This is a genomic window from Shewanella rhizosphaerae (assembly GCF_019457655.1).
Taxonomy (GTDB): Bacteria; Pseudomonadota; Gammaproteobacteria; order Enterobacterales; family Shewanellaceae; genus Shewanella; species Shewanella loihica.
Window position 1 is genome coordinate 56767 of the sequence record NZ_CP080420.1, and the last position, 26599, is coordinate 83365.

Annotated in this window: 24 protein-coding genes; 17 read left to right on the forward strand and 7 right to left on the reverse strand. The window is 54.9% G+C overall.

Going from position 1 to position 26599, the window contains the following annotated elements:
• Window positions 1-3 precede the first annotated feature (3 nt).
• Window positions 4-771, forward strand: coding sequence for a molybdopterin-synthase adenylyltransferase MoeB (gene moeB, locus K0I63_RS00225; RefSeq protein ID WP_220082182.1), 768 nt, complete (start codon window positions 4-6; stop codon window positions 769-771).
• Window positions 772-899: 128 nt separating this feature from the next.
• Here moeB and folM read toward each other — a convergent pair whose 3' ends face one another.
• Window positions 900-1607: a dihydromonapterin reductase gene (gene folM / locus K0I63_RS00230; protein WP_220082183.1), complete on the reverse strand. Its 708-nt coding sequence runs from the start codon at window positions 1605-1607 to the stop codon at window positions 900-902.
• 380 nt (window positions 1608-1987) lie between these two features.
• Here folM and K0I63_RS00235 point away from each other — a divergent pair, with 380 nt between their 5' ends.
• On the forward strand, window positions 1988-3559 hold the full coding sequence (locus K0I63_RS00235) for a BCCT family transporter (protein ID WP_220082184.1): 1572 nt from the start codon (window positions 1988-1990) through the stop codon (window positions 3557-3559).
• Between the two features lie 102 nt (window positions 3560-3661).
• Here K0I63_RS00235 and K0I63_RS00240 read toward each other — a convergent pair whose 3' ends face one another.
• The 4 genes from K0I63_RS00240 to K0I63_RS00255 all read right to left on the reverse strand — a co-directional run bounded on the left by K0I63_RS00240 (window position 3662) and on the right by K0I63_RS00255 (window position 8147).
• Window positions 3662-4381, reverse strand: coding sequence for a 3'-5' exonuclease (locus K0I63_RS00240; protein WP_220082185.1), 720 nt, complete (start codon window positions 4379-4381; stop codon window positions 3662-3664).
• A 7-nt stretch (window positions 4382-4388) separates the two neighbouring features.
• On the reverse strand, window positions 4389-6278 hold the full coding sequence (locus tag K0I63_RS00245) for a putative nucleotidyltransferase substrate binding domain-containing protein (protein WP_220082186.1): 1890 nt from the start codon (window positions 6276-6278) through the stop codon (window positions 4389-4391).
• 94 nt (window positions 6279-6372) lie between these two features.
• Window positions 6373-7278, reverse strand: coding sequence for a substrate-binding domain-containing protein (locus tag K0I63_RS00250; protein ID WP_220043831.1), 906 nt, complete (start codon window positions 7276-7278; stop codon window positions 6373-6375).
• A 23-nt stretch (window positions 7279-7301) separates the two neighbouring features.
• The gene (locus K0I63_RS00255) at window positions 7302-8147 is read right to left on the reverse strand and encodes a formate dehydrogenase accessory sulfurtransferase FdhD (protein ID WP_220082187.1); all 846 of its coding nucleotides are present in this window, start codon (window positions 8145-8147) and stop codon (window positions 7302-7304) included.
• Between the two features lie 295 nt (window positions 8148-8442).
• Here K0I63_RS00255 and K0I63_RS00260 point away from each other — a divergent pair, with 295 nt between their 5' ends.
• The 13 genes from K0I63_RS00260 to K0I63_RS00320 all read left to right on the forward strand — a co-directional run bounded on the left by K0I63_RS00260 (window position 8443) and on the right by K0I63_RS00320 (window position 22826).
• A complete protein-coding gene (locus tag K0I63_RS00260; RefSeq protein WP_144202355.1) occupies window positions 8443-8913 on the forward strand; it encodes a DUF3305 domain-containing protein in 471 nt (156 codons plus the stop codon).
• Complete coding sequence (locus K0I63_RS00265; RefSeq protein ID WP_220082188.1) at window positions 8913-9494, forward strand: DUF3306 domain-containing protein; 582 nt, start codon at window positions 8913-8915, stop codon at window positions 9492-9494. Before K0I63_RS00260 ends, K0I63_RS00265 begins: the two co-directional genes overlap by 1 nt.
• Before the next feature lie 187 nt (window positions 9495-9681).
• Window positions 9682-11352, forward strand: a complete 1671-nt coding sequence (locus tag K0I63_RS00270) for a 4Fe-4S binding protein (protein ID WP_220083345.1) — start codon at window positions 9682-9684, stop codon at window positions 11350-11352.
• Between the two features lie 10 nt (window positions 11353-11362).
• Window positions 11363-12028, forward strand: a complete 666-nt coding sequence (locus K0I63_RS00275) for a TorD/DmsD family molecular chaperone (RefSeq protein WP_011863867.1) — start codon at window positions 11363-11365, stop codon at window positions 12026-12028.
• A 166-nt stretch (window positions 12029-12194) separates the two neighbouring features.
• Window positions 12195-12395 (forward strand): twin-arginine translocation pathway signal, encoded by a 201-nt coding sequence (locus tag K0I63_RS00280; RefSeq protein WP_011863868.1) that lies wholly within the window; start codon window positions 12195-12197, stop codon window positions 12393-12395.
• A gap of 51 nt (window positions 12396-12446) precedes the next feature.
• Window positions 12447-15296: a formate dehydrogenase subunit alpha gene (locus tag K0I63_RS00285; RefSeq protein WP_220083346.1), complete on the forward strand. Its 2850-nt coding sequence runs from the start codon at window positions 12447-12449 to the stop codon at window positions 15294-15296.
• Between the two features lie 27 nt (window positions 15297-15323).
• On the forward strand, window positions 15324-15914 hold the full coding sequence (fdh3B, locus tag K0I63_RS00290) for a formate dehydrogenase FDH3 subunit beta (protein ID WP_011863870.1): 591 nt from the start codon (window positions 15324-15326) through the stop codon (window positions 15912-15914).
• A 50-nt stretch (window positions 15915-15964) separates the two neighbouring features.
• The gene (locus K0I63_RS00295; RefSeq protein ID WP_144202361.1) at window positions 15965-16972 is read left to right on the forward strand and encodes a formate dehydrogenase subunit gamma; all 1008 of its coding nucleotides are present in this window, start codon (window positions 15965-15967) and stop codon (window positions 16970-16972) included.
• Between the two features lie 491 nt (window positions 16973-17463).
• Entirely contained in the window at window positions 17464-17661 is a 198-nt protein-coding gene (locus K0I63_RS00300) for a twin-arginine translocation signal domain-containing protein (protein ID WP_011863872.1), read from the forward strand.
• A gap of 17 nt (window positions 17662-17678) precedes the next feature.
• Window positions 17679-20534: a molybdopterin-dependent oxidoreductase gene (locus K0I63_RS00305; protein WP_220082189.1), complete on the forward strand. Its 2856-nt coding sequence runs from the start codon at window positions 17679-17681 to the stop codon at window positions 20532-20534.
• A gap of 20 nt (window positions 20535-20554) precedes the next feature.
• Window positions 20555-21124 (forward strand): formate dehydrogenase FDH3 subunit beta, encoded by a 570-nt coding sequence (gene fdh3B / locus K0I63_RS00310; protein WP_011863874.1) that lies wholly within the window; start codon window positions 20555-20557, stop codon window positions 21122-21124.
• 68 nt (window positions 21125-21192) lie between these two features.
• Entirely contained in the window at window positions 21193-22185 is a 993-nt protein-coding gene (locus tag K0I63_RS00315; protein WP_220082190.1) for a formate dehydrogenase subunit gamma, read from the forward strand.
• A gap of 275 nt (window positions 22186-22460) precedes the next feature.
• Window positions 22461-22826: a hypothetical protein gene (locus tag K0I63_RS00320; RefSeq protein ID WP_220082191.1), complete on the forward strand. Its 366-nt coding sequence runs from the start codon at window positions 22461-22463 to the stop codon at window positions 22824-22826.
• A 1-nt stretch (window position 22827) separates the two neighbouring features.
• On the opposite strand, the gene K0I63_RS00325 is transcribed toward K0I63_RS00320, so the two are convergent.
• Window positions 22828-23325: a type II secretion system protein gene (locus K0I63_RS00325; protein ID WP_220082192.1), complete on the reverse strand. Its 498-nt coding sequence runs from the start codon at window positions 23323-23325 to the stop codon at window positions 22828-22830.
• Between the two features lie 226 nt (window positions 23326-23551).
• On the opposite strand from K0I63_RS00325, the gene K0I63_RS00330 reads away from it, so the two are divergent.
• Entirely contained in the window at window positions 23552-24931 is a 1380-nt protein-coding gene (locus K0I63_RS00330; RefSeq protein WP_220082193.1) for a class II fumarate hydratase, read from the forward strand.
• A 130-nt stretch (window positions 24932-25061) separates the two neighbouring features.
• Window positions 25062-26165 carry a hypothetical protein gene (locus K0I63_RS00335; RefSeq protein WP_220082194.1) on the forward strand — a complete coding sequence of 368 codons (1104 nt, stop codon included), beginning with the start codon at window positions 25062-25064 and terminating at the stop codon, window positions 26163-26165.
• 173 nt (window positions 26166-26338) lie between these two features.
• Here the strand turns inward: K0I63_RS00335 and K0I63_RS00340 are convergent, their stop codons facing one another.
• Window positions 26339-26506 (reverse strand): hypothetical protein, encoded by a 168-nt coding sequence (locus K0I63_RS00340; RefSeq protein ID WP_220082195.1) that lies wholly within the window; start codon window positions 26504-26506, stop codon window positions 26339-26341.
• Window positions 26507-26599: the final 93 nt, after the last annotated feature.

Consider the following 26599-nt stretch of genomic DNA (forward strand, 5'->3'; position numbering starts at 1 on the left):
CAGATGGAGCCGAATACCCAAGAAGAGATCCTCTCCGACGCGGAGATCTTGCGCTATAGCCGCCATATCTCCATCAAGGCGATGGACTTCGAAGGCCAGGAGCGACTCAAGCAGGCCAAGGTGCTGGTGATCGGTGCCGGCGGCTTAGGCTGCGCTTCTACCCAATATCTGGCGGTCGCCGGAGTGGGTCAGTTGACTCTGGTGGATTTCGATACCGTCGAGCTGACGAACCTGCAGCGGCAGGTGTTGCACCATGACGCCACTATCGGCCAGCCCAAGGTGGAGTCGGCCAAGACCTCCTTGATGCAGCTCAATCCCCATCTCAGGGTCGAGACCATCAATGCCGTGCTCGATGACGAGCAGATCTTGGCGCTGGTGGCCGAGCATGATCTGGTGATGGACTGCACCGACAACATAGTGGTGCGTGAACAGCTCAATCAGGCCTGTTTTCAACATAAGGTGCCTTTGGTGTCGGCCGCCGCCATCCGCATGGAGGGTACGGTCACCGTATTCGACTATGGTGAGCAGAGCCCCTGTTATCATTGTTACAGCAAGCTGTTTGGCGACCAACAGCTGACCTGCGTCGAGTCGGGCATTCTGGCGCCCGTGGTGGGTATGATAGGTTGCCTGCAGGCGGTGGAAGCGATTAAGGTGCTGGCCAAGATGGGTAAGACCCTAAGCGGTCGCATCCTGATGATAGATGCCATGACCATGGAGTTTCGTGAGATGAAGCTGCCTAAGCAGTCTCACTGTCAGGTATGTGGTGTGTGAGCGTTTACTTACTTCATGGTGTTGCCTGGGTATTTGATATAGGCGGCTAGATAAGAAGCGAGGCTAAGGCCTCGCTTTTTTGTGTGTCATCGTTTGACTCTCGCTCAGGGGCGATATCAATCGGCAGTCTATTTCAGCTGCCGGCCACCATCCAATGCCAGGGAACGCCCCGTCACATACTGGCTCTGCATCAGGTAGTCTATCGCCTGCAGCACTTCGACTTCGCCGCCCTCTCTGGCTAATACCGACTTGGCCCTGGCCTTCTCGCGATAGGCGGCATCGTCATGCTCGTTGAAACAGATCAGCGCCGGAGCGATGGCGTTGACCTTCACCTTTGGGGCCAACTTGGCGGCGAAGGAGAGGGTTATGTTTTCCTGCGCGGCCTTGCTGGCGGCGTAGGCGATATGCTTCTTGCTGCCCTTTTGCGCCACATAGTCGGTGAGGTGGATGATGTCTGTCATGGCCTGCTGGTTTTGCAGTAGCGGCGCTAGGGCAAGGTTGAGCTGGTAGGGCGCATAGACGTGTACCTGCATCATCTGGGCGATCACCTGATCGGCGCCCGCTGGATCATTGTCATCTAGCCAGAGCGAGGCGTTGTGGATCACCGCATCCAGCTGACGATAGTTCTGCTTCAGCGTCTGGATAAGCTCTTCGAGCTGGCTTTGAACGGTGAAGTCACAGGGGTAGAGGTCGGCGCCCAGTTCAGTGAGGGCATCTATGCTGGGATAGTGGCTACGATAGGTGCCTATCACCTTGTGTCCGCGGGCGAGAAAGGCCTCGGCCAGATAGAGGCCGATACGCTTACCTACGCCTGTGATGAGTATGGTTTTTTGCATCCTGATGCACTCTTTGATTCCCGATATTGCAGCCGATAGTAGCTTTCGCGGCTCGCCGGATTCAAGTGTTTTTAGGGAACATGAGTCCTATCCTCGGCCTGATATATGTAAACAGTCGTAAGTTTAATCTCGATCCATAATTGCTTTTATTGTTTGTATTCAAATTATGTTGTCGTTCATCCATATAAAGTATAAATGGGGTTTTTAGCGCATGAATTGGATCTAAATGGTCGAAAATTGGCTGTAATTTGGAATAAAAGCGCTAAGGCGTTACAATAGTGCCGAATATTCCTATTACATTGCTATGAGTTCAAATCATTTTAATCAAATCTAAATGATGGCCTGGTGGCGATTCTTTGAGGTCTTAACGGAGAGAATCGATGACGAAAGGTATTGATAAATACAGCATTGAAAGCACCGACTATACGATCGGCCAGGACAATGTGCAGAAGTGGGGGTTCGATGTGCATAACCCCGTGTTTGGGGTGAGTGCCGGGCTAATTGCCGCCTTCTTGCTGGCGACCCTGTTGACCGATGCCGAGACGGCCAAGTCTGTGCTCGATGGCATCAAGTGGAAGATTATCGGCGCCTTCGACTGGCTGTTTATCTGGTCGGGGAATATTTTCGTGATCTTCTGCCTGGGCCTGATCCTCTCGCCCTACGGCAAGATACGTCTCGGCGGTAACGAAGCCACCGCGGACTACTCCTTCCTCTCCTGGTTATCCATGTTATTTGCCGCCGGTATGGGGATAGGTCTGATGTTCTGGAGTGTGGCCGAGCCCGTGGCCTACTTTACCGGTTGGTATGAGACGCCACTGGGGGTCGAGCCCAACACGCCGGAGGCGGCCAAGTTGGCGCTGGGGGCCACCATGTTCCACTGGGGCCTGCATCCCTGGGCCATCTATGGTGTGGTCGCCCTGTCGTTGGCCTTCTTCACCTATAACAAGGGGATGCCCCTCTCTATCCGCTCCATCTTCTACCCACTGCTGGGTGACAGAGCCTGGGGCTGGGCGGGACATATTGTCGATATCCTGGCCGTGCTGGCCACCCTATTTGGTCTGGCGACCTCGCTAGGCTTAGGTGCCCAACAGGCCGCCAGCGGTATTCACCATGTGTTTGGCATAGATGCCGGCCTTGGGCTACAGATGATAGTGATCGTCGCCGTAACCCTGTTGGCCGTAGTCTCTGTGGTGCGTGGGATCGACGGCGGCGTTAAGGTGATCAGTAATATCAATATGATAGTTGCCTTTGCGCTGCTGATCCTGGTGGCTATGATCGGCTACGCCGTCAGCCTGGGCAGCATTCCTACCACCCTGATGGCCTATGTGGAGAACATCATTCCCCTGAGTAATCCACACGGGCGTACCGATGAGGCCTGGTTCCAGGGCTGGACAGTATTCTACTGGGCCTGGTGGATCTCCTGGTCACCATTCGTGGGCATGTTTATCGCCAGGGTCTCTAAGGGGCGTACCGTGCGTGAGTTCATCACCGCCGTGCTGCTGGTGCCGACCGGCGTGACTCTTATCTGGATGTCGGTATTTGGTGGCATGGCGATCGATCAGGTGGTCAACAAGGTGGGTGAGCTGGGGGCCAAGGGGCTGACCGACGTGCCTCTGGCCATGTTTGAGATGTTCGATGTGCTGCCGTTCGGCACTCTGCTCTCTATTATCGCCGTGGTGCTGGTATTGGTGTTCTTTATCACCTCGTCGGATTCTGGCTCTCTGGTGATCGACAGCATCACCGCCGGCGGCAAAATAGACGCGCCTGTGCCACAGCGGGTGTTCTGGGCGCTGCTCGAGGGTGCGATAGCCATGGCGCTGCTGTGGATCGGTGGTACAGAGGCGATTCAGGCCCTGCAGGCCGGCGCCATCTCGACCGCGCTGCCCTTTACCGTGATACTGCTGCTGATGTGTGTCAGCCTGCTGAAGGGGATGCGCACCGAGCGCTTCTAACGCGGGAATCGTGGAAAATAGAGGAGGCCGTTGGCCTCCTTTTTTATTGCCAGCGCCTATGTCTGAGTCAATGCGAGCGCTATCATCAGAACTATACAAGCGCTAGCGCCAGAACTCTTTGATGGGACGGCTGGGGTCGAAGTGATGGGCGATCTGCGCTTGCAGCAGCTCGGCGGTGGCGATGGCGTCGGTCAGGGCGTTGTGGGGCGGATAGCTGGGCAGGCCGTATCTGGAGCGGCTTTGACCCAATCGCACCGAGCCCGGCTTGTCGCCCTTGAGGCGCTGTAGCAGGCCGCCATGCTGGCGCTTCTGTATCTCTGATTCCAGCGCCATAGTATCTATCAGGGGAAACTCTATCCCCTGATGGATGCGGCGGATCAGCGCCCGCTCCAGGAATAACCTCTCTATCGCCTGATAGTGCACCACCATGATTTTGCCCGCCATCTGCTCCAGCACCTGTTCGAAGATGGCGGAGAGATCCGGCGCGTCCAGTATGTCGCTGTGGGTGATGCCGTGGATGATCACCGACTCCTCGGCCAGCCGTTCTCTGGGCCTGACGGTCCAGTGCTGGGCTCGATTGAGAAAGATCCGTCGAAGTGTAAAGGGCACTGTGCCTATGCTGACGATATCGTCCTTATCGACGTTCAGGCCCGTGGTCTCGAAGTCCATCGCCAGCAGCTCGACCTGTGATAGCGGCGTGTCGGGATCCGGCAGGCCGCCCAGATAATACTGGCGTAACCCCTGATGTTCCGTGGTCTTGAGCCGCTGCTCAAACTTTCCCGGCCAGTCGATGCTCGGCGGTGACAATAGCTTCTTCAGCATCTTAGGCTCACTTAAACTGGTTGCTGGCGTTGTAGCGGAACTTGAGGAAGTTCTGGGCGTTACTCAAGATCTGAAACGCATCCTTGAGGTTACGCCGCTCGAAATCCGATAGGTGCTCAGGCTCTATGTTGTTGTCGGGATCGATTCCTTGTTCAACGTCTAAGGCCTGATGGCGGATGCGCACCATGGATATGAACTCCATGGCGTCCCGCAGATCCTCGCCGCGCCCCTTGGGCAAGATGTTGGCGTCTATGATGTCGTCCAGGCGCTCGAAGGAGTTGCGGGCGCGGGAGCCCACCGCCAGGGCGTGTACCCGGATGAGATCCGCCAGCGGCGCCGTGCCGCGGCGCTTGAGGTTGATGGAGTTGTTGTGGCGACCATCTTTCTCCATCACGAAGTCTTTGAAGAAGCCCAGCGGCGGGGTGCGATTCAGGGCGTTGCGGGCGAGGCAGGCCAGGAAGCGGTTGTTCTTGCGTGCCCGGCGTACGATGAAGCCGTTGAGCTGCTCGGCCCACTTGAGGCGGCCATAGACGCCGTCGAGATCGAAGAAGATGGAGGCATTCAGTAGCGCCTTAGGGTTTGGATCGTCGATCCAGTCGGCGAAACAGGCCTCCCATTCTTTGCGCGTCATGCGCCACATGAGGTTGGTGGCCATGATATCCCCGGTGCAATAGCTGTAGCCGCAGCTATCCAGTCCATCGCAGACGAAGTTGGCCAGCTGGCTGAAGTAGTCGTCGTGCTTCGCCTTGTCGAAGTCGTCGTCGAGTATGATGGCGTTGTCTTGATCGGTGACGATCAGCTGCTCGTCGCGGCCCATGGAGCCTAGAGCCAGGAAGCAGTAAGGGATGGGGGGAGGCCCCAGCTTCTCTTCGGCCAGCTCGAGTATCCGTTGCTTGAAGCTGCGGCCGATCACCGACATGGCGCTGCCCACCATGTGGGAGTTGGCGTCTTCGTTCACCAGTCGCACGAAGCTGTCTTTGACCTGGGTGGCGAGGGCGGCCAGCTCCTCCAGACTCTGTTGCTGGAAGATGCTGCTGACCAGCAGCAGGGAGTTTTGCGACTCGTATCTGACGATATCCGTGGCTTCGATTATGCCTATGGGTTTGCGTCCCTTGCACACCGGCAGATGATGCACGTTGTAACGCAGCATGGTGAGCATGGCCTCATAGACATAGGCGTTATGGTCTAAGGTGATCACTTCTGTGCTCACCACGCTGGCCAGCTCGGTGGCCGGGTCTATCCCCTCGGCCACGACTCGGGTGCAGAGATCCCTGTCTGTGATGATCCCCAGCAGAGGGCTGGTGTCGCCGTCTTCATCCTCCAGGGCATCTGGGTCGATCACCAGGAGGGCGGAGACATTCTCCTGGGCCATCATGATGGCGGCCTGCTGTATGCTTTCGCCCTTGTGGATCACAGGGGCGTCGCGGGTGAGCAGTGTCTTCACCTTAGAGGTGGTCAGGTCGTTCTGTTCGCTGGTGTTAGATACCGTTTGGCGTAGGCGGGCACTGTCCTCGACCTCGACGAAGTCGGCGAAGGTGTCGTACTGATCGTACAGCTGCTGGAAGATCGCCTCAGGGATGCAATAGACCAGGGTGTCCTCGATCGCCTTGACCGGGAAACGTACCTTGTTGTTGGTCAGCAGGCCCATCTGGCCGAAGAGATCGCCGCTGTCCAGGCGGTTATAGAGTTCGCCCTTGCGGCGATAGACCTCCACCACGCCGCTGCGCACCATGTAGAGGTCATGGATCTGATCGCCGAAGTGGATGATGGGGGTGTCTTGGCGGTAGTAGGCGATCTCCACATGGTGGCTCACCATGGCGACCACCTCGTCGGGCAGGGCGTTAAACGGGGGATATTGGCTTAAGAAGTTTTGGATCTCGTTTAACTCTGCTTCCATAGATCTGCCTGTGGCTGATGTTCTCCTGTCATGACTAACATACTACCCCATAGACCAGGCTATGTGTGGCGCCTGGCCTAAAAAGATCCCTAGCTTAGTGGGCCGTCCACAACATCTGGCCACATTGGCTGAGATCGTAGCCGCCCAGCTGAGCCGCCAGCTGGCGGGTCTGGGTGCTGCCGAGCATCTCGAACAGGGCCTGGAGCTGACGACGGAAGTAGATCCCCTGGGGCATCACGAAGTCGAAGGACTCGGTCACCAGAGGCACGAAGCTCAGGCCGCTCTCCAGCGCCACCGACTGACAGCCGAAGCCGATATCGGCCTCGTTGCGGGCGATGAAGCCCGCCAGCTCACGCTCGCTATAGGCGGTGATCTGCGGATTGAGCTGCTCTATGCTGGCCCCCTGCTTGATCAGCCAGTGTTCCAGATGTTGCTGACTACCTGCGCCAGCCTGGCGGCCGACCCATCGCCAGGGCAGGCCGATCACTTTCTCCTCTTCCTGGCATCTGTGGTGCATCTCGCTGCGCATCATCAGCCCCTGCTGGCGGGTGTAGCCGTGTACCATCACCCACTGCTGGTGGTTGGGGTAACCCTTGAGCAATGCCGGGTGACGTATGTTGCGCTCCTCCACATTGCCCCAGTGCAGGGTACAGACGTCGGCGTAGCCGCGCGACAGGAGATCCAGCCCCATGCGGGAGCCGGTTGAGCTGTAGCTAATCAAGTCGCTCTTGCCTATCTTTGACATGAGACGGGCCACCAACATGGAGAGCAGGGGATCGTCGCTTCCGGTGATATGCATGCGATCAGACAGCATGCCGCTATGGCAGGAGTCCATGACCCAACGGTCGATCAAAATCTTGGGGAACAGCCACTTACCCGTCACTTTAGTGGCCGGCAATATGCGGTCGTTGGCCATGGAGTAGACCTTCTTCTCGTTCAGGTCGAGATATTCGGCGACCTGTTTGGCGCTCATGTAGACCAGTTCGCTGGGTTCAGTCATGGGTAATCCTTTAACCTTCGCCGTTAACCTAGGTTACGTTTCGGCGGTGTGGCATCAAATTCGATATTTTCCGCACCATGATAGACGAGGAAGTGGCGCCCCTTGGCACGGGCGATCATGGTGATCCCCAGCTTCTGGGCCAGTTCCAGCCCCATCTGGGTGGCACCGCTGCGCGACAGCAGGACGGGAATACCCATCTTGGCCACCTTGATCACCATCTCTGAGGTGAGTCGCCCCGTGGTGTAAAACAGCTTGTTGCCACCGCCCTGCTGCTTGAGCCACATCTCGCCAGCTAGGGTGTCGACCGCGTTGTGACGGCCGACATCTTCGACGAAGCCGATGATCTGATCGCCCTCGCACAGGCCACAGCCGTGTACGGCACCGGCATTCTTATAGGTCTCGTTGTAGGCGCTAATGTTGTTAAGCAGGCTGTAGAGCATGCTCTGTTTCAGTTGCGGTGTGGGCAGGCGAATATCTTCGACGCCATCCATGAAGCCGCCATAGACAGTGCCTTGGCCGCAACCTGTGGTGACCGTCTTCTCCGCCAGTTTTTCCTCCAGGTGCGCCGTCGACTCCCTGGTGATCACCGCCGCCGAGTTGACCTCCCAATCCACAATCACAGACTCGAGCTGATGGACGTCGCTGATGAAGCCCTGGTTCTTCAAATAGCCCAGTGCCAGCGCCTCAGGACGGGCACCCAGTGTCATCAGGGTCACTATGGGGCGCCAGTTCAGGTAGAGGGTGAGGGGGCGCTCGCAGGCGATATATTTGTCGACCACTTCGCCCTGCTCGTTGATGGCTTTCACCGCCATGGTGAGTGGGGCATCGGCTTGGGTCTTGACCAGTGTGGGGTGATTGAAACTTGTCATTGCTCTCATCTTGTTGCATTGGGGGCGCACTGAGCATAGCAAGTATCGTTCCCACGCAAGGATTTCGAGTGTAAATGCGTGATCCAGGCGTCGACTTTGTGCGATGTCGCCCTTTTCTGTCCCGGCCAAAATGGCTTTTAGGACAAATTGTCCTACGCTTGTTAGGGATTTGATGATCCAGTTCAAACTATTCCCCTTCTAGCGGTGGCATGTAAATTGCTTTGTTAGGTCTATCGCTAACCCAATGCCCGGCGAATCAGCAATACGCCGGCCTGCTAGGCAAAACGGAGACGCAATGCAACATACCGAAAGTCAATGGCCCATGTATGTCTCACTGAAAAAGGTGGAGAAACAGATGGGGCGCTGGACCGCTGAAAGTTGGGAATTGGATCAGATAGTTCCCGCCACCCAGCCCGCACCAGCCGGGGCCCACATAGTGATGCTTGAACTCTACAAAGATGAGCGCGGCAGCTATCGCATCAACCTGGATATGGACAATGCCATGCTCTACGTGGTGTGCGACGAGCTGGAAGATGGCACCTGGGTGCCCGCCTATATCTCGGCCGACCAAAATGTCGCAGCCGGTTGCCTCGAGGGCGACACCCCAGTGCTGAACTTCCCCATGCCCAAGGCAATCGCCTGCTGGATAGAGGCCTTTATCACCCGCCACGGCGAGGTGGAGATCTGCGCCCATAGGCGCAAGCATGTCAATCGCCGTAAGAACGAGGGGCCGAGTACCAATCCGGATAGGGGGCTAGTGTCCTGATGAGTGATAAGCCAAGCGGACTCTTCGCACGCTGGACCCAGCGTCGCCAACAGGTGCAGGCCGAGGAAGAGGCGGCGCGTCTGGGCGAACAGGCCCTGGAAACGCCGGTCGAGCCATCGGTTGAGGCCGAAGGCACGGACGGTGTCGAAGCTAGCGACCAAGTCGCTCCCGAAGAGAAGAAGATACTGACCGCCGAGGACCTGCCGGATCCCGAGAAGATAGAGGTGGGCGGCAGCTTCGCCAGTTTCATGGCCGACAACGTCGATCCTGATGCCAAGACGGCGGCCCTGAGGGCCCTGTGGAAGCAGCCACACTATCACGAGATCGATGGCCTGCTGGAATATGCCCTGGACTACACAGATCAGCCCAAGCTGACCGCCGAGGTATCGGCCGAGTTAGCTAAGAAGGTCTTCAGGCATCTGACCAAGGATGACGAGGCGGCTACCGAGATGGCGGAAACCCAGCTGGCACAGCAGGAAAACGCTGGGACGCAGGTCGAGGACAATTTGGACAGGGCATCCGACGGGGTGTCCCAAAATGAACCAGAAATACAGGCCTCAACCAAGCCTCCTGTTGTTTAAGGTAAGTTTAGAGTGCTTTTAAATCCATAAATTTGGTACGTGAATTGCTGTATTAACGACAATTAACAACGAGTTAGATAATCGTTGAACTCAGGGTGAAGCTGGCGCAACAAGCGCATGCCGTCAGAGCACAACAGCCACCCGGCTGATACAGCAGCCAAATACTGCTTAGGAACGCAATGTGAGCATGCATTTAGAGACGAGCGACAATTTGGCCCACCTGAAACAGGTGCGTCAGCAAGTGTTGGGACAGACACAAATTCTGCAAAACCTGATCCCACCTACAGTGAGTTACACCACAGAGGGCAATGTGTTGATCATTGGCCCGGAAGACTTGGCACGCCTGGCGGCCGATAAACTGGCCAACATGGGTCAGCGCGCCATTCTGGCCAACGAGTCGATCACCAGTCAGGATGAAGACCACCTGGAGAAGGTGATGAACGCCGCCGAAGATGTCGAGAGCTATTACAACAAGCTCGTCGAGATCAAAGGCTTCCTGGGTCAGTTCCAGGTCAAGGTTGAGCATGACAATGGCACCGCCGATCTCAGCCTGGTGGCCATTCGTAAGGCCCATTTCGATCTTATCCTCGACCTTAGCCAAGCACCCTGCATCAACCTCGAGATGCTGCCGCCGGGTTACTTCTACGTGGGGCAGGATGAGGCCAAGTTGACGGATGCCATCGCCCAGCTGCCCGAGCTGATCGGTGAGTTCGACAAGCCGCGCTACGTCAAGGTGAACAGCGATATCTGTGCCCACCACAGAAACGGTATCGATGGCTGTAATCGCTGCCTCAACTTCTGTCCCGCCGATGCCATCGCCAGCGTGGACCATAAGATAGAGATCGACCCTTACCTCTGCCACGGTGCGGGCAGCTGTACCAATGCCTGCCCGACCGGCGCCATCAGCTATGACCTGCCGACGCCACAGGCGCTGCACTCCTACCTGAACAAGTTGGTGACACGTTTTCGCAGTGCGGCGCAGACCGCTCCTGTTATTTTATTCCACGATGCCAGCCTGGGTGCCACGCTGATCGGCGATGAGCTGCCCGGTGCCATCTTGCCGGTGGAGCTGGAGGAGATCACGGTCGCCAGCATGGATCACTGGATGGCGGCCCTGGCCTGGGGCGCACGTCAGATCTTGGTGCTCAACACAGAGGCCACGGCGCCAACCCTGACCCAGATGCTCAACGGTGAGCTCAAGCTGGCCAACGAGATCCTCGACGAGATGGGGCAACCGCAGCGTGTCAGCGTGATCGAGGCAAAGCAGATTGCCGACCTGGCCACTCTGATCGAGCCGAGCGCCAGCTGGCCCATGATAGTGCCGGGCGAATTTGCCGCCACCACTAAGCGCGAGACCCTCTACGCGGCGATCGATCATCTCAACAGCCAGGCGGCCTCTACCGATGCCTGCCTGAGCAAGAGCAATATTCCTTACGGCAAGGTGAGCGTTAATACCGATAACTGCACCCTGTGTCTCTCCTGTGTGTCGACCTGTCCGACTCAGGCGCTGACCGACGGCGGCGAGAAGCCGGCGCTCTATTTTGTCGAGCAAGCCTGTGTGCAGTGCGGCCTGTGTGAGTCGGCCTGTCCGGAGAAGGTGATCAGCCTGACACCACAAATTAATTTCGATGCGACTGCTCGTCAGAGCCGTCAAACCCTGAATGAGGAGGCCCCGTTCGAATGTATTCGTTGTGGTACCCCATTCGCCACCCAATCCATGGTGCAACGGATGCTGGATGTAGTCGGCGGACACAGTGCCTTCAGTGCCAATACCGAGCGTCTGAAGATGTGTAGCGACTGCCGGGTAAAAGACATGTTTGAAGACATACTTCAAGATCCTGAAAAGCAACTGCGATAAGAGTTTAGCCATGACCGAATTAGTAAGAGAAGTTTCAGAAAACGATCAGTTAAGAGCCGATATCTACCAGCTTTTGGCGGCGCTTTTACGCAAGCAGCCAAGTGCTGAACTTTTGCAGTTCCTTTCCACCCTGGAGATAGATGCCGACGATGACAGCGACATGACCAAGGCCTGGTTGGCGCTGAAATTAGCGGCGGAGCAGTTTACCCCTGAGCAGCTGGAAGATGAGTACTTCAACATCTTCCTCGGCGTGGGTAGCGGTGAGATCTTGCCCTATGGCAGCTGGTTCATGACGGGCTCGCTGATGGACAAGCCGCTGGCCCTGCTCAGACAGGATCTGGCTCAGTTGGGGTTTGAGCGCAGCGAAGAGGTGAAGGAGCCGGAAGATCATGTGGCCGCCCTGTGTGAGGTGATGGGCACCCTGATCCTCGAGGCGCCTGGCTTCCGCCAGTTGGCGTTTTACCAACGCCACATCGGCAGCTGGATCGAGCGCTTCTGTGACCACCTGGGACGGGCGCCGAGCGCGGCCTTCTATGCCACCGTGGCCCAGCTGGCGAAGGCGTTTTTCGTTATCGAAGCCAACGAATTTGAACAACTTAAGTTAGATATTCCGGTGAACTGTCCTGGCAGCGAAGCGGAGAAGATTGAACCGACAGCCAGCGAACTCGCGTCCTAGGTTGTGGTTTAGCTTAGTGGTCGGCGCCAGCGCGCCGACATATTGAAACCGAGGGGCAACCCTCACCAAGCGTCGGGTTCTGGTCTTAGTGTCGATAGGCTGCAAAGCCAAATCGACCGAGATGATGAGACTAGAGCCTAAATTGAGTCAACATCAAGGAGACACTATGAAGAAGCAAGCTTCTGATATGGGTCGTCGTCAATTGCTAAAAGCATTAGCCCTGGGCAGTGCAGCGGGTGCCGTGGCAACCGTGAGCGGCCAGGCCGCGGCGGCAACGCCTGCACCTCAAAAAGATGCAGCGCACGGCGATGGTTACCACGAGACAGATCATATTCGTAGTTATTACGCGTCGTTACGTACCAAGTAAGCCTTGGACGAATAATTACGCAGTAATTCAATAACATTAGGAGAGTGTGTGATGCGATTAACCCGCAAAACAGACCAGGCAGAAGTCGCTAAAAAGCCTGCCCTGGGTCTAAGTCGTCGTCAGTTCCTTCAGTCTGCAGGTCTTGCTACTGGTGGTATTGCCGCGGCCTCTATGCTTGGCGCTGGAATGATGCGCAAAGCCGAAGCGAAAGAAGTGCCACATGATGCGCCAACCGAAGTGAAGCGTACCATCTGTTCTCACTGTTCAGTGGGCTGTGGTATCTATGCCGAAGTACAAAATGGTGTGTGGACAGGCCAAGAGCCAGCTTTCGACCATCCATTTAATGCCGGCGGCCACTGTGCCAAGGGTGCGTCTCTGCGTGAGCACGGCCATGGTGAGAAGCGTCTCAAGTACCCCATGAAGCTAGAAGGCGGTAAGTGGAAGCGTATCTCTTGGGAGCAGGCTATCGAGGAAGTAGGCCAGAAGGCGCTGGATATTCGTAAGGAATCGGGCCCGGATTCAATCTTCTTCATGGGTAGTGCTAAGTTCTCTAACGAGCAGGCTTACCTCTACCGTAAATTTGCTGCCATGTGGGGCACCAACAACGTCGACCACTCGGCACGTATTTGTCACTCTACCACTGTAGCCGGTGTTGCCAACACCTGGGGCTATGGTGCGCAAACCAACTCGTTCAACGATATCCGCAACGCCAAGGCGATGATGTTTATCGGTTCTAACCCTTCAGAAGCTCACCCGGTTGCCATGCAGCACATTCTGGAAGGTAAAGAGCGCGGCGCGAAGATTATCGTTGTCGATCCTCGTTTCACCCGTACTGCGGCTAAGGCCGACGAGTACGTGCATATTCGCCCAGGTACCGATATTCCTTATATCTACGGTCTGCTGTGGCATATCTTCGAAAACAAGTGGGAAGACCAGACCTTCATCGATCAGCGTGTCTACGGCATGGAGCGTATCCGCGAAGCTGCCGCTAAATGGAACCCTGAAGAAGTTGAAAACGTGGTCGGTGTACCGAAAGAGCAGATGTACCGTGTGGCCAAGACACTGGCCGAGACTAAGCCTGGCACCATAGTCTGGTGTATGGGTGGTACTCAGCACCACATAGGTAATGCCAACACCCGTGCTTACTGTATCCTGCAGTTGGCCTTGGGTAACATGGGCGTCTCTGGTGGCGGTACTAACATCTTCCGTGGTCACGATAACGTACAGGGCGCAACCGACTTCGGTCTGCTGTTCGACACCCTGCCTGGTTACTATGGCCTTAAGACAGGTTCTTGGAAGCACTGGTGTAACGTATGGGATCTGGACTATGAATGGGTGAAGGCTCGCTTCGATCAGGAACAGCGTCTGGGTCAGGATCCTATGACCTCTACCGGTATTCCTTGTTCTCGTTGGCACGACGGCGTGCTGGAAGACAAGTCTAAGATCGCTCAGAAAGACAACATCCGTATGTCATTCTTCTGGGGTCAGTCGGTTAACACAGAAACCCGTGGCCGTGAGGTGCGTGAAGCACTGAACAAGATGGACACAGTAGTGGTTGTGGATCCATTCCCAACCATGGCGGGTGTGATGCATACCCGTAAAGATGGCGTCTATCTGCTGCCGGCGGCGACTCAGTTCGAGACCTATGGTTCGGTATCTGCCTCTAACCGCTCACTGCAGTGGCGTTCACAGGTGATCGAGCCGCTGTTCGAATCTAAGCCTGACCACGTCATCATGTACAAGTTGGCGAAGAAGTGGGGCATAGAGAAAGAATTGTGTAAGCATATCCAGGTGAACGGCGACGAGCCGTTGATCGAAGATATTGTCCGTGAATACAACAAGGGTATGTGGACCATCGGTTACACAGGTCAGAGCCCAGAGCGTCTCAAGATGCACCAGGAAAACTGGGGCACCTTCGACATCAAGAGCCTGGAAGCACCGGGTGGCCCAGCTAAGGGCGAAACCTATGGTCTGCCTTGGCCATGTTGGGGCACACCTGAGATGAAACACCCAGGTACCCAGATCCTCTACCGTACCGACCGTGAAGTCCGCTTCGGTGGTGGTAACTTCCGTGCCCGTTACGGTGTTGAGCACGAGGGTAACAACATCCTGGCCGAAGGCTCTTACTCTAAGGGCAGTGAGATCAAGGACGGTTACCCAGAGTTTACCGACAAGATGCTCAAGCAACTTGGCTGGTGGGACGACCTGACCGCAGAAGAGAAAGCGGCTGCCGAAGGTAAGAACTGGAAGACAGATATCTCTGGTGGTATCCAGCGTGTCGCCATCAAGCACGGTTGTATTCCATTTGGTAACGCTAAGGCCCGTTGTATCGTTTGGAACTTCCCTGATGATATTCCGGTTCACCGTGAGCCTCTGTATACACCTCGTCGTGATCTTGTGTCTAAGTATCCAACTTACGATGACCGTATGGTTGCGCGTCTTCCTACCCTGTACAAGTCAATTCAGGATCAGGACTTCGCCAAAGAGTTCCCACTCGCCTTGACCTCTGGTCGTCTGGTTGAGTACGAGGGCGGTGGTGAAGAGACTCGTTCTAACCCTTGGTTGGCAGAGCTTCAGCAAGAGATGTTTATCGAAATCAACCCTGCTGATGCGGCGGATCGTGGTCTACGTGATGGCGATGTCGTATGGGTTCACAGCCCAGAAGGCGCCAAGATCAAGGTGCAGGCAATGGTGACACCGCGTGTGATTGAAGGCGAGTGTTTCATGCCGTACCACTTCGCGGGTATGTTCGAAGGCGAGAGCCTGGAGAAGAGCTACCCAGAAGGTACAGTGCCTTACATCATTGGTGAGTCGGCCAACACCGTATTGACCTATGGCTATGACGTGGTGACCCAGATGCAAGAGACTAAGTCTAGCTTGTGTCAGATCACTAAAGCCTAACGGAACTTGATGAGGAGATAAGCCATTATGGCAGTCATGAAATTTCTATGTGACACCAAACGCTGCATCGAGTGTAACGGTTGCGTCACAGCATGTAAGAACGAAAACGATTCCGCTCTCGAGTGGGGTATCCAACGCCGTCGCGTCGTGACCATCAACGATGGTCAACCCGGTGAAGCCTCGATCTCTGTGGCTTGTATGCACTGTACCGACGCCCCTTGTCAGGCCGTTTGCCCAGCAAACTGCTTCTACAAAACGGAAGATGGCCTAACACTACACAACAAAGATACCTGTATCGGTTGTGGTTACTGCCTATACGCCTGCCCATTCGGTGCGCCTCAGTTCCCTAAGAAGAGCACCTTTGGCAGCCGCGGCAAGATGGACAAGTGTACTTTCTGTGCCGGTGGCCCAGAAGAGACCTTCTCCGAAGCCGAGCGTAAGAAGTACGGCGCTAACCGTCTGGCCGAGGGTAAGTTACCTATGTGTGCCGAGCTTTGTTCGACCAAGGCACTGCTCGCCGGTGATGCGGAAGTGGTTTCCAACATCTACCGTGAGCGTATTGCGGCCCGTGGTAATCCTAATGCGATCTGGGGCTACACCCCTAAGACTGGCGTTTAAAGTGAATAGTACCGTAAGCCTTCGGGCTTACGGTCTGTAAAGGAGTGACTATGTTATTAAAATCACTGCGCAGCCTATTCACTGTGTTGTTATTGCCATTGGTCTTGGCAATGGGCTTAGGCTTGACGACGTCAGCCTATGCCGTTGACGAACAGACCAGTCAACAGATGGCAAATACCAACGATGCTGAGCTATGGCGAGCCGTGAAGTCAGGAGACAAGGGATACACCACAGCCAAAGGCGCTGAGGGTGGGGTCATGATTAACGTGTCGGCTATCGAAGGCACTAACGTTAAGAACGACTATCTTACCCCTGTGATGGCGCTGGCCGTTTGCGGTGTGTTCGGTGCTTTCTTGATCTTCTATCTGGTGAATGGCCCTTCAAAGCTAAGTCATGGTTTCTCTGGCAAGATGGTATTGCGCTGGAGCAAGGCCGATCTTTGGATTCACTGGGTGATGGCGCTTTCCTGCCTGGCGTTGATCTTTACCGGTCTTAACATCATGTTGGGTAAGCATGTGCTACAACCCTATGTGGGCACAGGCATTTGGGGCTCGCTGATCTACGGCAGCAAGACGATCCACGATTACGCGGGTCCCTTGTTCATCGTGGCCTGGGCTATCTGTGTGGTTAAATGGATGCCGTTGCAGACATTTAAGCTGTATGACCTTAAGTGGTTCCTGGTGGTTGGTGGCTACATCAACTTCGGACCCTTCAAGGGCAAGCACCCAGACAGTGGCTTCGCCAACGCCGGTGAGAAGATGTGGTTCTGGACGCTAACCCTGTTCGGTCTGTTTATCGCGGTATCCGGTATCATGCTGGTGATGCCTGGCCTGGAACTGCCACGTGAAGCCTCTATGGCGGCACTGCTGGTTCACGGCCTCAGCGCCATCATCATCATCGCCTTTACCATAGTCCACATCTGGATGGCGACGGTACTGAGTGAAGGTGGTATGGAGTGCATGAAGTCGGGTTACTGTGATGAGAACTGGGCAGTACAGCACCACAACCTTTGGTACGATGAGATCAAAGATAACGGTACCCTGACTTATAGGGACTAGACCTACAGCGACTAGACTCAAAACGCAGACGCGTTATTGAATAAAAGCGCATAGATGAAGCACCCCACCTAGGTATTAGGCGGGGTGTTTTTTTATGGTTAAAGGTTGAGGATTTTAGCGGATCCAGATCACCTTTGGCTGTTTTTTGAACGCGCTTTTTATTTTCAATAACAACAACTTCATTACATCTACTGGATCCCGGTTTTAGCTATTTTTAGGGATTGTCTGCAAAGTGTATTGGCTAAAGTATGACTGGCTTAACACTTTGGCCATTTATTCATTTTTTCCGCTTATTGACCCCTGTTTAGATCAATATCTCTGCCTCGCTTCTTACCTATATTGCAACGGCAATTAATCGGATGTTTTTAAAAAACATAGCATTTTTACTAAACCGCCACCTGTGAATAACATTGCCTTAACCAAGGTGCCGATGGCGGTTTTGAATAAATCATCCCTACCAATCGAAACTTCCTAATCCACTAGGAGCAAGAATGAAGAAGCAACAGCCCGATCTGAATCGCAGATCTTTGCTGAAAGCACTCACCATAGGTGGTACGGCCGGTGTGGCCATCGCCGCGAGTGGTGTGAGTGTTGCCAATGCAACCGAAAGTAAATCTCAAGAAAAACATGCCGATGGCTACCATGAAACTGCACATATCCGCAGTTATTACAATAGCTTGCGTAGCTAATTAGGAGAATTTGAGCGATGAAGTTAACGCGCAAAACAAATGAGGCAGTCGCAACGGCTAAGCCAAGCTTAGGCATCAGCCGTCGTCAATTCATGAAGCATGCGGGTATCACAACCGGTGGTATCGCAGCAGCCTCTCTTCTCGGTACCGGCATGATGCGCCGCGCCGAAGCGAAAGATATTCCACACGATGCCCCAATCGAGATTAAGCGTACCGTATGTAGCGCCTGTGCCGTGGGCTGTGGTCTGTATGCAGAAGTCCAAAACGGTGTCTGGACGGGTCAGGAACCAGCATTCGATCACCCATTCAATGCCGGTGGTCACTGTGCCAAAGGTGCTGCGCTGCGTGAACATGGTCACGGCGAGAAGCGTCTTAAGTACCCAATGAAGCTGGTCGACGGTAAGTGGAAGAAACTCTCTTGGGAGCAGGCCTTCAACGAAGTCGGCGACAAGATGCAGAGCATCCGTCAAGAGTCGGGTCCAGATTCACTCTACTTCATGGGTAGCGCTAAGTTCTCTAACGAAGGCTGCTACATGTACCGTAAATTTGCGGCCATGTGGGGTACCAACAACGTCGACCACTCGGCACGTATCTGTCACTCTACCACTGTAGCCGGTGTTGCTAACACCTGGGGTTATGGTGCGCAAACCAACTCTTTCAACGACATTCAGAATGCGAACGCGATCTTCTTCATCGGTTCAAACCCTGCCGAGGCACACCCTGTTGCCATGCAGCATATTCTGATCGCCAAAGAGAAGAACAACGCCAAGATCATCGTGGTTGACCCACGTTTCTCTCGCACCGCGGCTCACTCAGATCTGCACTGTGCACTGCGTCCTGGTACCGATATTCCGTTCATCTACGGTATGTTGTGGCACATCTTCGAAAATGGCTGGGAAGACAAGACCTTCATCCAGCAGCGCGTGTTCGAGATGGACACCATCCGCGAAGAGGTGAAGAAGTTCCCACCACAAGAAGTGGCTAACATCACAGGCGTGAGCGAAGAGCAGGTTTACCAAGCGGCTAAGCTGATGGCTGAAAACCGTCCAGGTACTGTGGTTTGGTGTATGGGTGGTACCCAGCACCACGTTGGTAACGCCAACACTCGTGCCTACTGTATCCTGCAGCTGGCTCTGGGCAACATGGGCGTATCTGGCGGCGGTACTAACATCTTCCGTGGTCACGATAACGTACAGGGCGCAACCGACTTAGGCCTGCTATTCGACACCCTGCCTGGCTACTATGGCCTCAAGACAGGTTCTTGGAAGCACTGGTCACACGTTTGGGATCTGGATTTCGACTGGGTTAAGGGTCGCTTCGACCAGAACGAATACCTGGGTCGCATCCCAATGAACACTCCTGGTATTCCATGTTCTCGTTGGCACGATGGCGTATTAGAGACGCCAGAGAAATTAGCGCAGAAAGATCGCGTGCGCATGGCCTTCTTCTGGGGTCAATCTGTTAACACAGAAACCCGTCAGCGCGAGGTGCGTGACGCCCTGGATAAGATGGACACAGTCGTGGTTGTGGATCCATTCCCAACGATGGCGGGTGTCATGCACCGTCGTAAGAATGGTGTCTACCTACTACCTGCGGCGACTCAGTTCGAGACTGAAGGTTCGGTATCAAACTCTGGCCGTAGCCAGCAGTGGCGTGAGAAGGTGATCGAGCCACTATTCGAATCTAAGACAGATATCGAGATCATGTATCGCCTGTCGCAGAAACTCGGTTTCGACAAGGAATACACTAAGCGCATCGCTAAAGATGCCAAAGACATGCTAGTGATCGAAGACATCACCCGCGAGATCAACCGCGGTATGTGGACTATCGGTATGTCTGGCCAGAGCCCTGAGCGTCTGAAGCTGCACACCCAAAACTGGGGTACCTTCAGCAACAAGACGCTTGAAGCAGAAGGCGGCCCAGCCAAGGGCGAAACCTATGGTCTGCCATGGCCATGTTGGGGCACACCAGAGCAGAAGCACCCTGGTACCCAGATCCTCTACAACACAAGCAAACACGTGCTGCAGGGCGGTGGTAACTTCCGTGCCCGTTATGGCGTCGAATACCAAGGCAAGAACCTGCTGGCCGAAGGCAGCTTCTCTAAGGGCAGCGAGATCCAAGACGGTTACCCAGAGTTCAGCGACAAGCTGCTCAAGCAACTGGGCTGGTGGGACGATCTGACCGCCGAAGAGAAGGCAGAAGCCGAAGGCAAGAACTGGAAGACCGACCTGTCTGGCGGTATCCAGCGTGTGGCCATGAAGCACGGCTGTATCCCATTTGGTAACGCCAAGGCCCGCTGTATCGTGTGGACCTTCCCGGATCAAGTGCCTGTGCACCGTGAGCCGCTGTACACACCACGTCGCGATCTCGTGTCTAAGTACCCAACTTATGACGACATGCAGGTACATCGTCTACCGACGCTGTATAAGTCTATCCAAGAGAAAGACACGGCAACCAAGTACCCACTGGGCCTGACCTCTGGTCGTCTGGTTGAGTACGAGGGTGGTGGTGAAGAGTCTCGCTCTAACCCATGGTTGGCCGAGCTACAACAAGAGATGTTTGTTGAGATCCACCCAGGCGATGCCGCCGACCGTGGTATCCGCAACGGCGATACCGTATGGCTGGAAGGCGCCGAAGGTGGCCGCATCAAGATCAAGGCCATGGTTACCCCTCGCGTTAAGCAAGGTGTTACCTGGATGCCATACCACTTCGCCGGTGTGATGCACGGTGAGAGCCTAGAGAATAACTATCCAGAAGGTACTGTGCCTTATGTGATTGGTGAGTCTGCGAACACGGCATTGACCTATGGTTATGACCCTGTCACGCAGATGCAAGAGACCAAAGCGTCGCTTTGTCAGATCACTAAAGCTTAAGTATCGGGAGATTTGCCATTATGGCTACAATGAAATTTTTATGTGATACCAAGCGTTGCATCGAATGTAACGGCTGTGTCACGGCATGTAAGAACGAAAACGACTCTGCGCTGGAGTGGGGTATTCAACGTCGCCGCGTGGTGACCATCAACGACGGTCAGCCAGGCGAAGCCTCTATCTCTGTGGCGTGTATGCACTGTACCGACGCCCCTTGTCAGGCGGTTTGTCCGGCAAACTGCTTCTACAAGACGGAAGATGGTCTGACGCTGCACAACAAAGACACCTGTATCGGTTGTGGCTACTGTCTGTACGCCTGTCCGTTTGGCGCGCCTCAGTTCCCTAAGAAGGGTGCCTTTGGCAGCCGCGGCAAGATGGACAAGTGTACCTTCTGTGCTGGTGGTCCTGAAGAGAATCACTCAGATGCAGAGCGTCAGAAGTACGGTTCTAACCGTATTGCCGAAGGCAAGCTGCCTATGTGTGCCGAGTTGTGTGCGACTAAGTCGCTACTTGCCGGTGATGCTGAGGTTATCTCAAACATCTTCCGCGAGCGTGTTGCATACCGTGGTTCGAAAAATGCGATTTGGGGTTAATCCCCAGCTTGTATAAGGCCACAACAATCCACACCGGGCTCGCCCGGTGTGGACGATAAGGATGTAATATGAACAAATGGTTCAAACAATTTAGCGTGATCTTAGCGCTAGTGATAGGTACCACATTCAGTGCCCTGTCATTCGCCCATGGCGACGCGACCGACCATACCCATGCCGCTACCGAGGGGCAGATTTGGTCTGAGATTCAGGCGGGTGCCACCGGATACACTACCTCTCACGGTCAGTTCCATAACCAGCCAATCAACAGCTATGATCTGCGGGTTCTCGAGCTGCGCAGCGACTGGCTGGCACCTGCCCTGATGGCGGCGCTGTTTGGTATGATCATCATCTTCGTGCTGTTCATCAAAGTGAACGGTATCTCCAAGTTGCATCATGGCTTCTCGGGCAAGATGGTGTATCGCTGGTCGAAATTTGATGTCTCTATCCACTGGCTGGGGGCGATCCCTTGTCTGCTGCTGATCCTCACGGGTCTGACCCTGCTGGCGGGACGTTTCTTCTTCCAGCCATACCTGGGTGAAGGCTTCTGGGCCGGTCTGGTCTATGGCGCCAAGCAGATCCATGACTACATGGCGATCCCCTTCATGATTGGTTGGGCGCTGATGACCACGCTGTGGGCCAAGAATCAGCTGCCTAAGATGTATGATGTTAAATGGTTCCTGGTCGTTGGTGGTTACATCAACTTCGGTCCCTTCAAGGGTAAGCACCCGGATGCAGGCTTTGCCAATGCCGGTGAGAAGATGTGGTTCTGGGCCTTCGCCTTCTTTGGACTGATCATCTCGGCCTCAGGCATGTTGCTGCTGTTCCCGAACCTGTTCGAGCCTAGCCGCACCCTGAGCCTGATCGCCCTGGTACTTCACTCTGTCAGTGCCATCGTTATCTGCGCCTTCTCTATCGTTCACATCTTCATGGCGACCGTGATGTCAGAAGGTGGTATGGAGTGTATGGTGTCGGGTTTCTGTGATGAAAACTGGGCGACCCAGCATCACAACCTCTGGTATGACGAGATCAAGGCTAACGGCACGCTGAAGTACAAAGCGTAAGGCGTTCGCCGCGCGCATCAGCGTTTCTGTTACCATGAAAAAACACCTCACCGGGTTGCCGGCGGGGTGTTTTTTTATGCCTGCTGTTTAATGCCTACTGTTTAATGCCTGTCGTTTAATGTTAGTGGTTTAATGCCTAGAGCAGAGAGTAGCTGCTAGCTAGAGTAGCTTTTAGCAACATTAGCCGGTAGAAATATTAGTCATTGAGAATGTTGACAATAACCGCAAAGCCACTAAGTTGTGTGAAAAGCAATTTCACCATAAAGGAGCTGAATATGAGCAGAAGGATCTTGATGGCGCTCGCCCTGAGTGTGAGTGTTAGTTTGAGTTTAAGTGTGAGCTTTAGCAGCCTTGCCGATACCTTTCGAGTGACCTCGGAGGTCAGCCTGCAGGGCGAGGTGCTTGGCGCGCCGACGCTAGTGATTGATAAGGCCGAGGCCGAGCGGGTGATGCTGGCGGACAAGTACCAGTTCAGCGTTAAGGTTACGTCACACGATGCGGCTCAGGTGTTGGTGGATTTTAGCCTGAGCGGCGAGGGTTATGAGACAGAATCACAGGCGATAGTCGACCTGGACAAGGCCGCCTTGCTCACCTTTGGCGACCAGACATTTAGCTTTCTCATCAACAGGGTAGGCGACTAACTTAGCAGTCGCTGTCCATGATTTTGGTGGTCACGCTATCGGCAGTCGTGTCGACCCTCAGATAGCAGGCGAGGGCGCCGTCTGCCATGAGATCCCCCGGGGTCTTATACAGGCTGCGATCGCCGATGCGCAGCTCGATATCTTCCACCGTCCAGCGCCCGCCGTAGAACCATTCACTCATGGTGACCGTCAGCAGCTGAGTTACCGCATCGCCGCCCCATACCGGGTTGCCATATCTCACCTGGATTTTTTGGCTATCGCCTGGGTTGAGGAAGAAGCTGGCCTTAGGCTGCTTCTCTAGCCCCAGGATGGCCGAGCGGGCATAGACAAGTTGATTCGCGGCCTGCACCGAGGCCTCGAGCTGCTTGAGCTGGGCGATCCTCGCCTCTCGCGTCAGGCTTATCCACCTGCTGGCGGCCGCTACGCTGAGAATGGCCAGTATGATGATCACCACCACCATCTCTATCAGGGTAAAGCCAGAGGCTCCTTTATGTCTCATGGTTACTCGCATCTACAGGTTAACGCTTGGCATTAAATAAAGTGGAGGCAGCCTAACGGCTTGGGAGACATTTGCAAGCGAAATTGAGTCAATTCTTGCAATAACATGCTGAATGATAATGGGTTGTTTGTTAGCTGTTGCGGCCAGGTTTGCGCCGTGTTACCGGGTCGCGACCCGGCAGAAATTGACCTAAGATCAAGCTAGTCTCAATAAGCAGGAGAGAGAGATGGAGAGTAAAGCGGTAAGCGACAGCATGGGCGACCTCAATATTCCCGCCGATGCCCTCTACGGCGCGCAGACGGCACGGGCGATCAAGAACTTTCCCGTGAGCGGTCGCACCATGCCCCGCAGCTTCATCCGTGCCTTGTTGCTGGCTAAGCTCGCCGCCGCCGAGGCCAACGTGGCACTTAGACTGCTGCCGCCCAATATTGCCCCGGCGGTCGCCCAGGCGGTTCAGGAGCTGCTGGCGGACCCTCAGATGATGCGCCACTTCCCCATCGACATGTTTCAGACCGGCTCGGGCACCAGCAGTAACATGAATGCCAACGAGGTGCTTGCGACTCTGGTCTCGAAGAGCCTGGGTCAGGCGGTGCATCCCAACGATGTGATCAACCTGGGGCAGAGCAGTAACGACATCATTCCCAGCGCTATCCATATCAGCGCCTTGCTGGCGGTAGAGCAGTCGCTGCTCCCCTCGTTAATCCTGCTGTCGCAGACCATCACCACTAAGGCGCAGCAGCTGGCCGATGTTACCAAGACGGGGCGCACCCACCTGATGGATGCCATGCCGGTGCGTTTCGATCAGGTGTTGGGGGGCTGGGCGAGCCAGATCGACGATTGTCGCGAGTGGATCGCCAGCCAAGGCGACGCCCTGGCCCAGCTGCCCGTGGGCGGCACGGCGGTGGGGACAGGGGTCAACACCCACGAGGAGTTCTCCCGGCTGTTCTGCGAGAGACTCAGCGCCCTGACCCGCACCCAGTTTCGCCCGGCCGATAACCTGTTTAGCCGCATGGCGAGCCATGATACCGCCGTCGCCCTCTCGGGCCAGCTGAAGACTCTGGCGGTGGCCATCATGAAGATCAGCAACGACCTGCGCTGGATGAACTCCGGCCCACTGGCGGGTCTGGGTGAGATTAACCTGCAACCTTTGCAGCCGGGCTCCTCCATCATGCCGGGCAAGGTCAACCCTGTGATCCCTGAGTCCGCCTGCATGGTGGCGGCCCAGGTGATGGGCAAGGATATGGCGATCACTATCGCCGGTCAGTCCGGCAACTTCGAACTCAACGTGATGCAGCCGCTGATCGCGGTTAACTTGCTAGAGAGCATAGAGAGCCTCAGCAATGTCTCGCGCCTGTTGGCGGACAAGGCGATTGCGAGTTTCGTGGTGAATCGAGGCAAAATAGCCGACTCCCTGCATCGCAATCCCATACTGGTCACCGCTCTGAGCCCCAAGGTGGGTTATGTGCAGGCCGCTAAGATAGTTAAGCAGGCCTATCAGGAGCAGAGACCCATACTCGAGGTTGCCATGGAGCTCACCGACCTTAGCGAGGAGGAGCTCAGGCGCCTGCTGGATCCCGAACGCCTGACCCGCGGCGGCCTGGCGTAATTTTGATGTGGATTCGTAATTCAGATTGTTGATGTGTTTTCAATGGTGACATGACAAAGCGATACAAACTGCTGACAGTAATCACCCGCGGCCCTGATTACACTGATATTTTTCATCGCAGGAGACCGCCATGCCACGCCTTACCCTCCCCCTGCTGCTGGTGTTCAGTAGCCTACTGGGCTGTAACGCCGACCAACCCAGAGTGCAGCCGCCGCTGGCTAACTTCGCCTTTAGCGATGAAAAGCTCGAGGCGCTGATCCAGGAACGCGAACCGATATTCTCATCGATTCAACTCGAGTACCAACATACCCACTACGACAGGCTGGAATACGCCGACATCTTCGTCGACACACAGAAACAGATTCCTTATCTGCTGCTGGCACTCAGCAGCGAGAAGGGTCATAGCCTCACCTTAGGGATCAAGTTTGACGAGTTGCAGCTGCTAGATTGTCAGATCTTTTCCGGCCCCCACCGCATCGACAGCTTCGACTGCTCTGACGCCCAGCGACTGATCCAGGATGACAAGAGCATCTTCGAACTGCGCACCCGCGAGAAGCAGCAATACCTACGCCTTAGCTTTGTCAGCGACTGGCTGGAGTACGCCTCCTCGATAGGCTCGACCCTCTTCTCGCCTCGGGAGGGAGAAGCTGGCATCGAGATCCTCACCAGCAACTATTTCGAGCCGCTGATCAACAACCAGTGGTGCACGGCGGACTGCGACAACCCCGCCACCTCAACCCTGGGGATCACCAGCTATCAGGCGCTTAAACGCCTGGTGGAGCATTACCCCAAGAGGAAGAAGGTGCTGGTTTTCGATAACTTTGTCGGCGGATCCGCCGACGATGAGGTCAACATGTATACCGGCTTGCTGATCCGCGAGCAGGGGCTGGATACCAAGGTCAGCCGCGCGGGACGTGTCTTCTCCGGTGCCACGGACCTGTTTGCCGCCGGGGTAAGGCGCACCCTGGAATTGCAAAATACCAAGTTTAGTGTCGCAGGAAACCAACAGGTTGGCGTGCACAGCTGGAGCGATGGCGAGCTTGGCCGCGACGCCACAGAGATCTCCTATAGCGACGCCGCCCATCGCAGCCAGGCGACCTACTTCAGCCGGATGTTGGGCAAACAGGGGATACCCTTCTACCTGTTTACCCTCACCTCGGCGCCATCTGAAGGCGCCCATTGGATGTCTAGAGAGGAGATGCAATATTATCGACTTGCAACAGACATTTATTAGTTGGCTAAATCAAGTATGGGTACTTAAGTATTATTCTCATTGATAGCGATTTAATACTTTAGTTTCTACTGTTGAAAAATTTTATAAAAAATAGTCACGTCAAAAATATCAAATTTGACGTGACATCATATGTTGGTGTTGTAATTTTAAAAATTATAAAACACCTTAATTTCTTAATAACCTCTGCAGATTACATATTGTGTTTCACAATATGATTCTAGAGTACCGCTTTCGACACACTGCATAAACTCAGCACGGCATTGTGCTGGAGACGTTGCTGTAGCGGCAAAAGATATTCCCATAGATAGGGCTAATCCAACAAAGGCTAATTTAAGTTTCATAGTTAATTCCTTGTAATAAATTTAACTTAATAAAATCAAATCAGGCCTAACCTCAAACATCCATATAGGCCTTATTTGAATTTAGGATGATAC

What these genes read in the sequence shown, in the direction of transcription:
- K0I63_RS00270 (WP_220083345.1), top strand. Translation starts at nt 9,682, where the DNA reads ATGCATTTAGAGACGAGCGACAATTTGGCCCACCTGAAACAGGTGCGT.
- K0I63_RS00235 (WP_220082184.1), top strand. Translation starts at nt 1,988, where the DNA reads ATGACGAAAGGTATTGATAAATACAGCATTGAAAGCACCGACTATACG.
- K0I63_RS00335 (WP_220082194.1), top strand. Translation starts at nt 25,062, where the DNA reads ATGCCACGCCTTACCCTCCCCCTGCTGCTGGTGTTCAGTAGCCTACTG.
- K0I63_RS00340 (WP_220082195.1), bottom strand. Translation starts at nt 26,506, where the DNA reads ATGAAACTTAAATTAGCCTTTGTTGGATTAGCCCTATCTATGGGAATA.
- K0I63_RS00245 (WP_220082186.1), bottom strand. Translation starts at nt 6,278, where the DNA reads ATGGAAGCAGAGTTAAACGAGATCCAAAACTTCTTAAGCCAATATCCC.
- K0I63_RS00250 (WP_220043831.1), bottom strand. Translation starts at nt 7,278, where the DNA reads ATGACTGAACCCAGCGAACTGGTCTACATGAGCGCCAAACAGGTCGCC.
- K0I63_RS00315 (WP_220082190.1), top strand. Translation starts at nt 21,193, where the DNA reads ATGAACAAATGGTTCAAACAATTTAGCGTGATCTTAGCGCTAGTGATA.
- K0I63_RS00285 (WP_220083346.1), top strand. Translation starts at nt 12,447, where the DNA reads ATGCGATTAACCCGCAAAACAGACCAGGCAGAAGTCGCTAAAAAGCCT.
- K0I63_RS00255 (WP_220082187.1), bottom strand. Translation starts at nt 8,147, where the DNA reads ATGACAAGTTTCAATCACCCCACACTGGTCAAGACCCAAGCCGATGCC.
- fdh3B (WP_011863874.1), top strand. Translation starts at nt 20,555, where the DNA reads ATGGCTACAATGAAATTTTTATGTGATACCAAGCGTTGCATCGAATGT.
- K0I63_RS00300 (WP_011863872.1), top strand. Translation starts at nt 17,464, where the DNA reads ATGAAGAAGCAACAGCCCGATCTGAATCGCAGATCTTTGCTGAAAGCA.
- K0I63_RS00275 (WP_011863867.1), top strand. Translation starts at nt 11,363, where the DNA reads ATGACCGAATTAGTAAGAGAAGTTTCAGAAAACGATCAGTTAAGAGCC.
- K0I63_RS00265 (WP_220082188.1), top strand. Translation starts at nt 8,913, where the DNA reads ATGAGTGATAAGCCAAGCGGACTCTTCGCACGCTGGACCCAGCGTCGC.
- K0I63_RS00325 (WP_220082192.1), bottom strand. Translation starts at nt 23,325, where the DNA reads ATGAGACATAAAGGAGCCTCTGGCTTTACCCTGATAGAGATGGTGGTG.
- K0I63_RS00295 (WP_144202361.1), top strand. Translation starts at nt 15,965, where the DNA reads ATGTTATTAAAATCACTGCGCAGCCTATTCACTGTGTTGTTATTGCCA.
- K0I63_RS00305 (WP_220082189.1), top strand. Translation starts at nt 17,679, where the DNA reads ATGAAGTTAACGCGCAAAACAAATGAGGCAGTCGCAACGGCTAAGCCA.
- moeB (WP_220082182.1), top strand. Translation starts at nt 4, where the DNA reads ATGGAGCCGAATACCCAAGAAGAGATCCTCTCCGACGCGGAGATCTTG.
- K0I63_RS00240 (WP_220082185.1), bottom strand. Translation starts at nt 4,381, where the DNA reads ATGCTGAAGAAGCTATTGTCACCGCCGAGCATCGACTGGCCGGGAAAG.
- folM (WP_220082183.1), bottom strand. Translation starts at nt 1,607, where the DNA reads ATGCAAAAAACCATACTCATCACAGGCGTAGGTAAGCGTATCGGCCTC.
- K0I63_RS00280 (WP_011863868.1), top strand. Translation starts at nt 12,195, where the DNA reads ATGAAGAAGCAAGCTTCTGATATGGGTCGTCGTCAATTGCTAAAAGCA.
- K0I63_RS00320 (WP_220082191.1), top strand. Translation starts at nt 22,461, where the DNA reads ATGAGCAGAAGGATCTTGATGGCGCTCGCCCTGAGTGTGAGTGTTAGT.
- fdh3B (WP_011863870.1), top strand. Translation starts at nt 15,324, where the DNA reads ATGGCAGTCATGAAATTTCTATGTGACACCAAACGCTGCATCGAGTGT.
- K0I63_RS00260 (WP_144202355.1), top strand. Translation starts at nt 8,443, where the DNA reads ATGCAACATACCGAAAGTCAATGGCCCATGTATGTCTCACTGAAAAAG.
- K0I63_RS00330 (WP_220082193.1), top strand. Translation starts at nt 23,552, where the DNA reads ATGGAGAGTAAAGCGGTAAGCGACAGCATGGGCGACCTCAATATTCCC.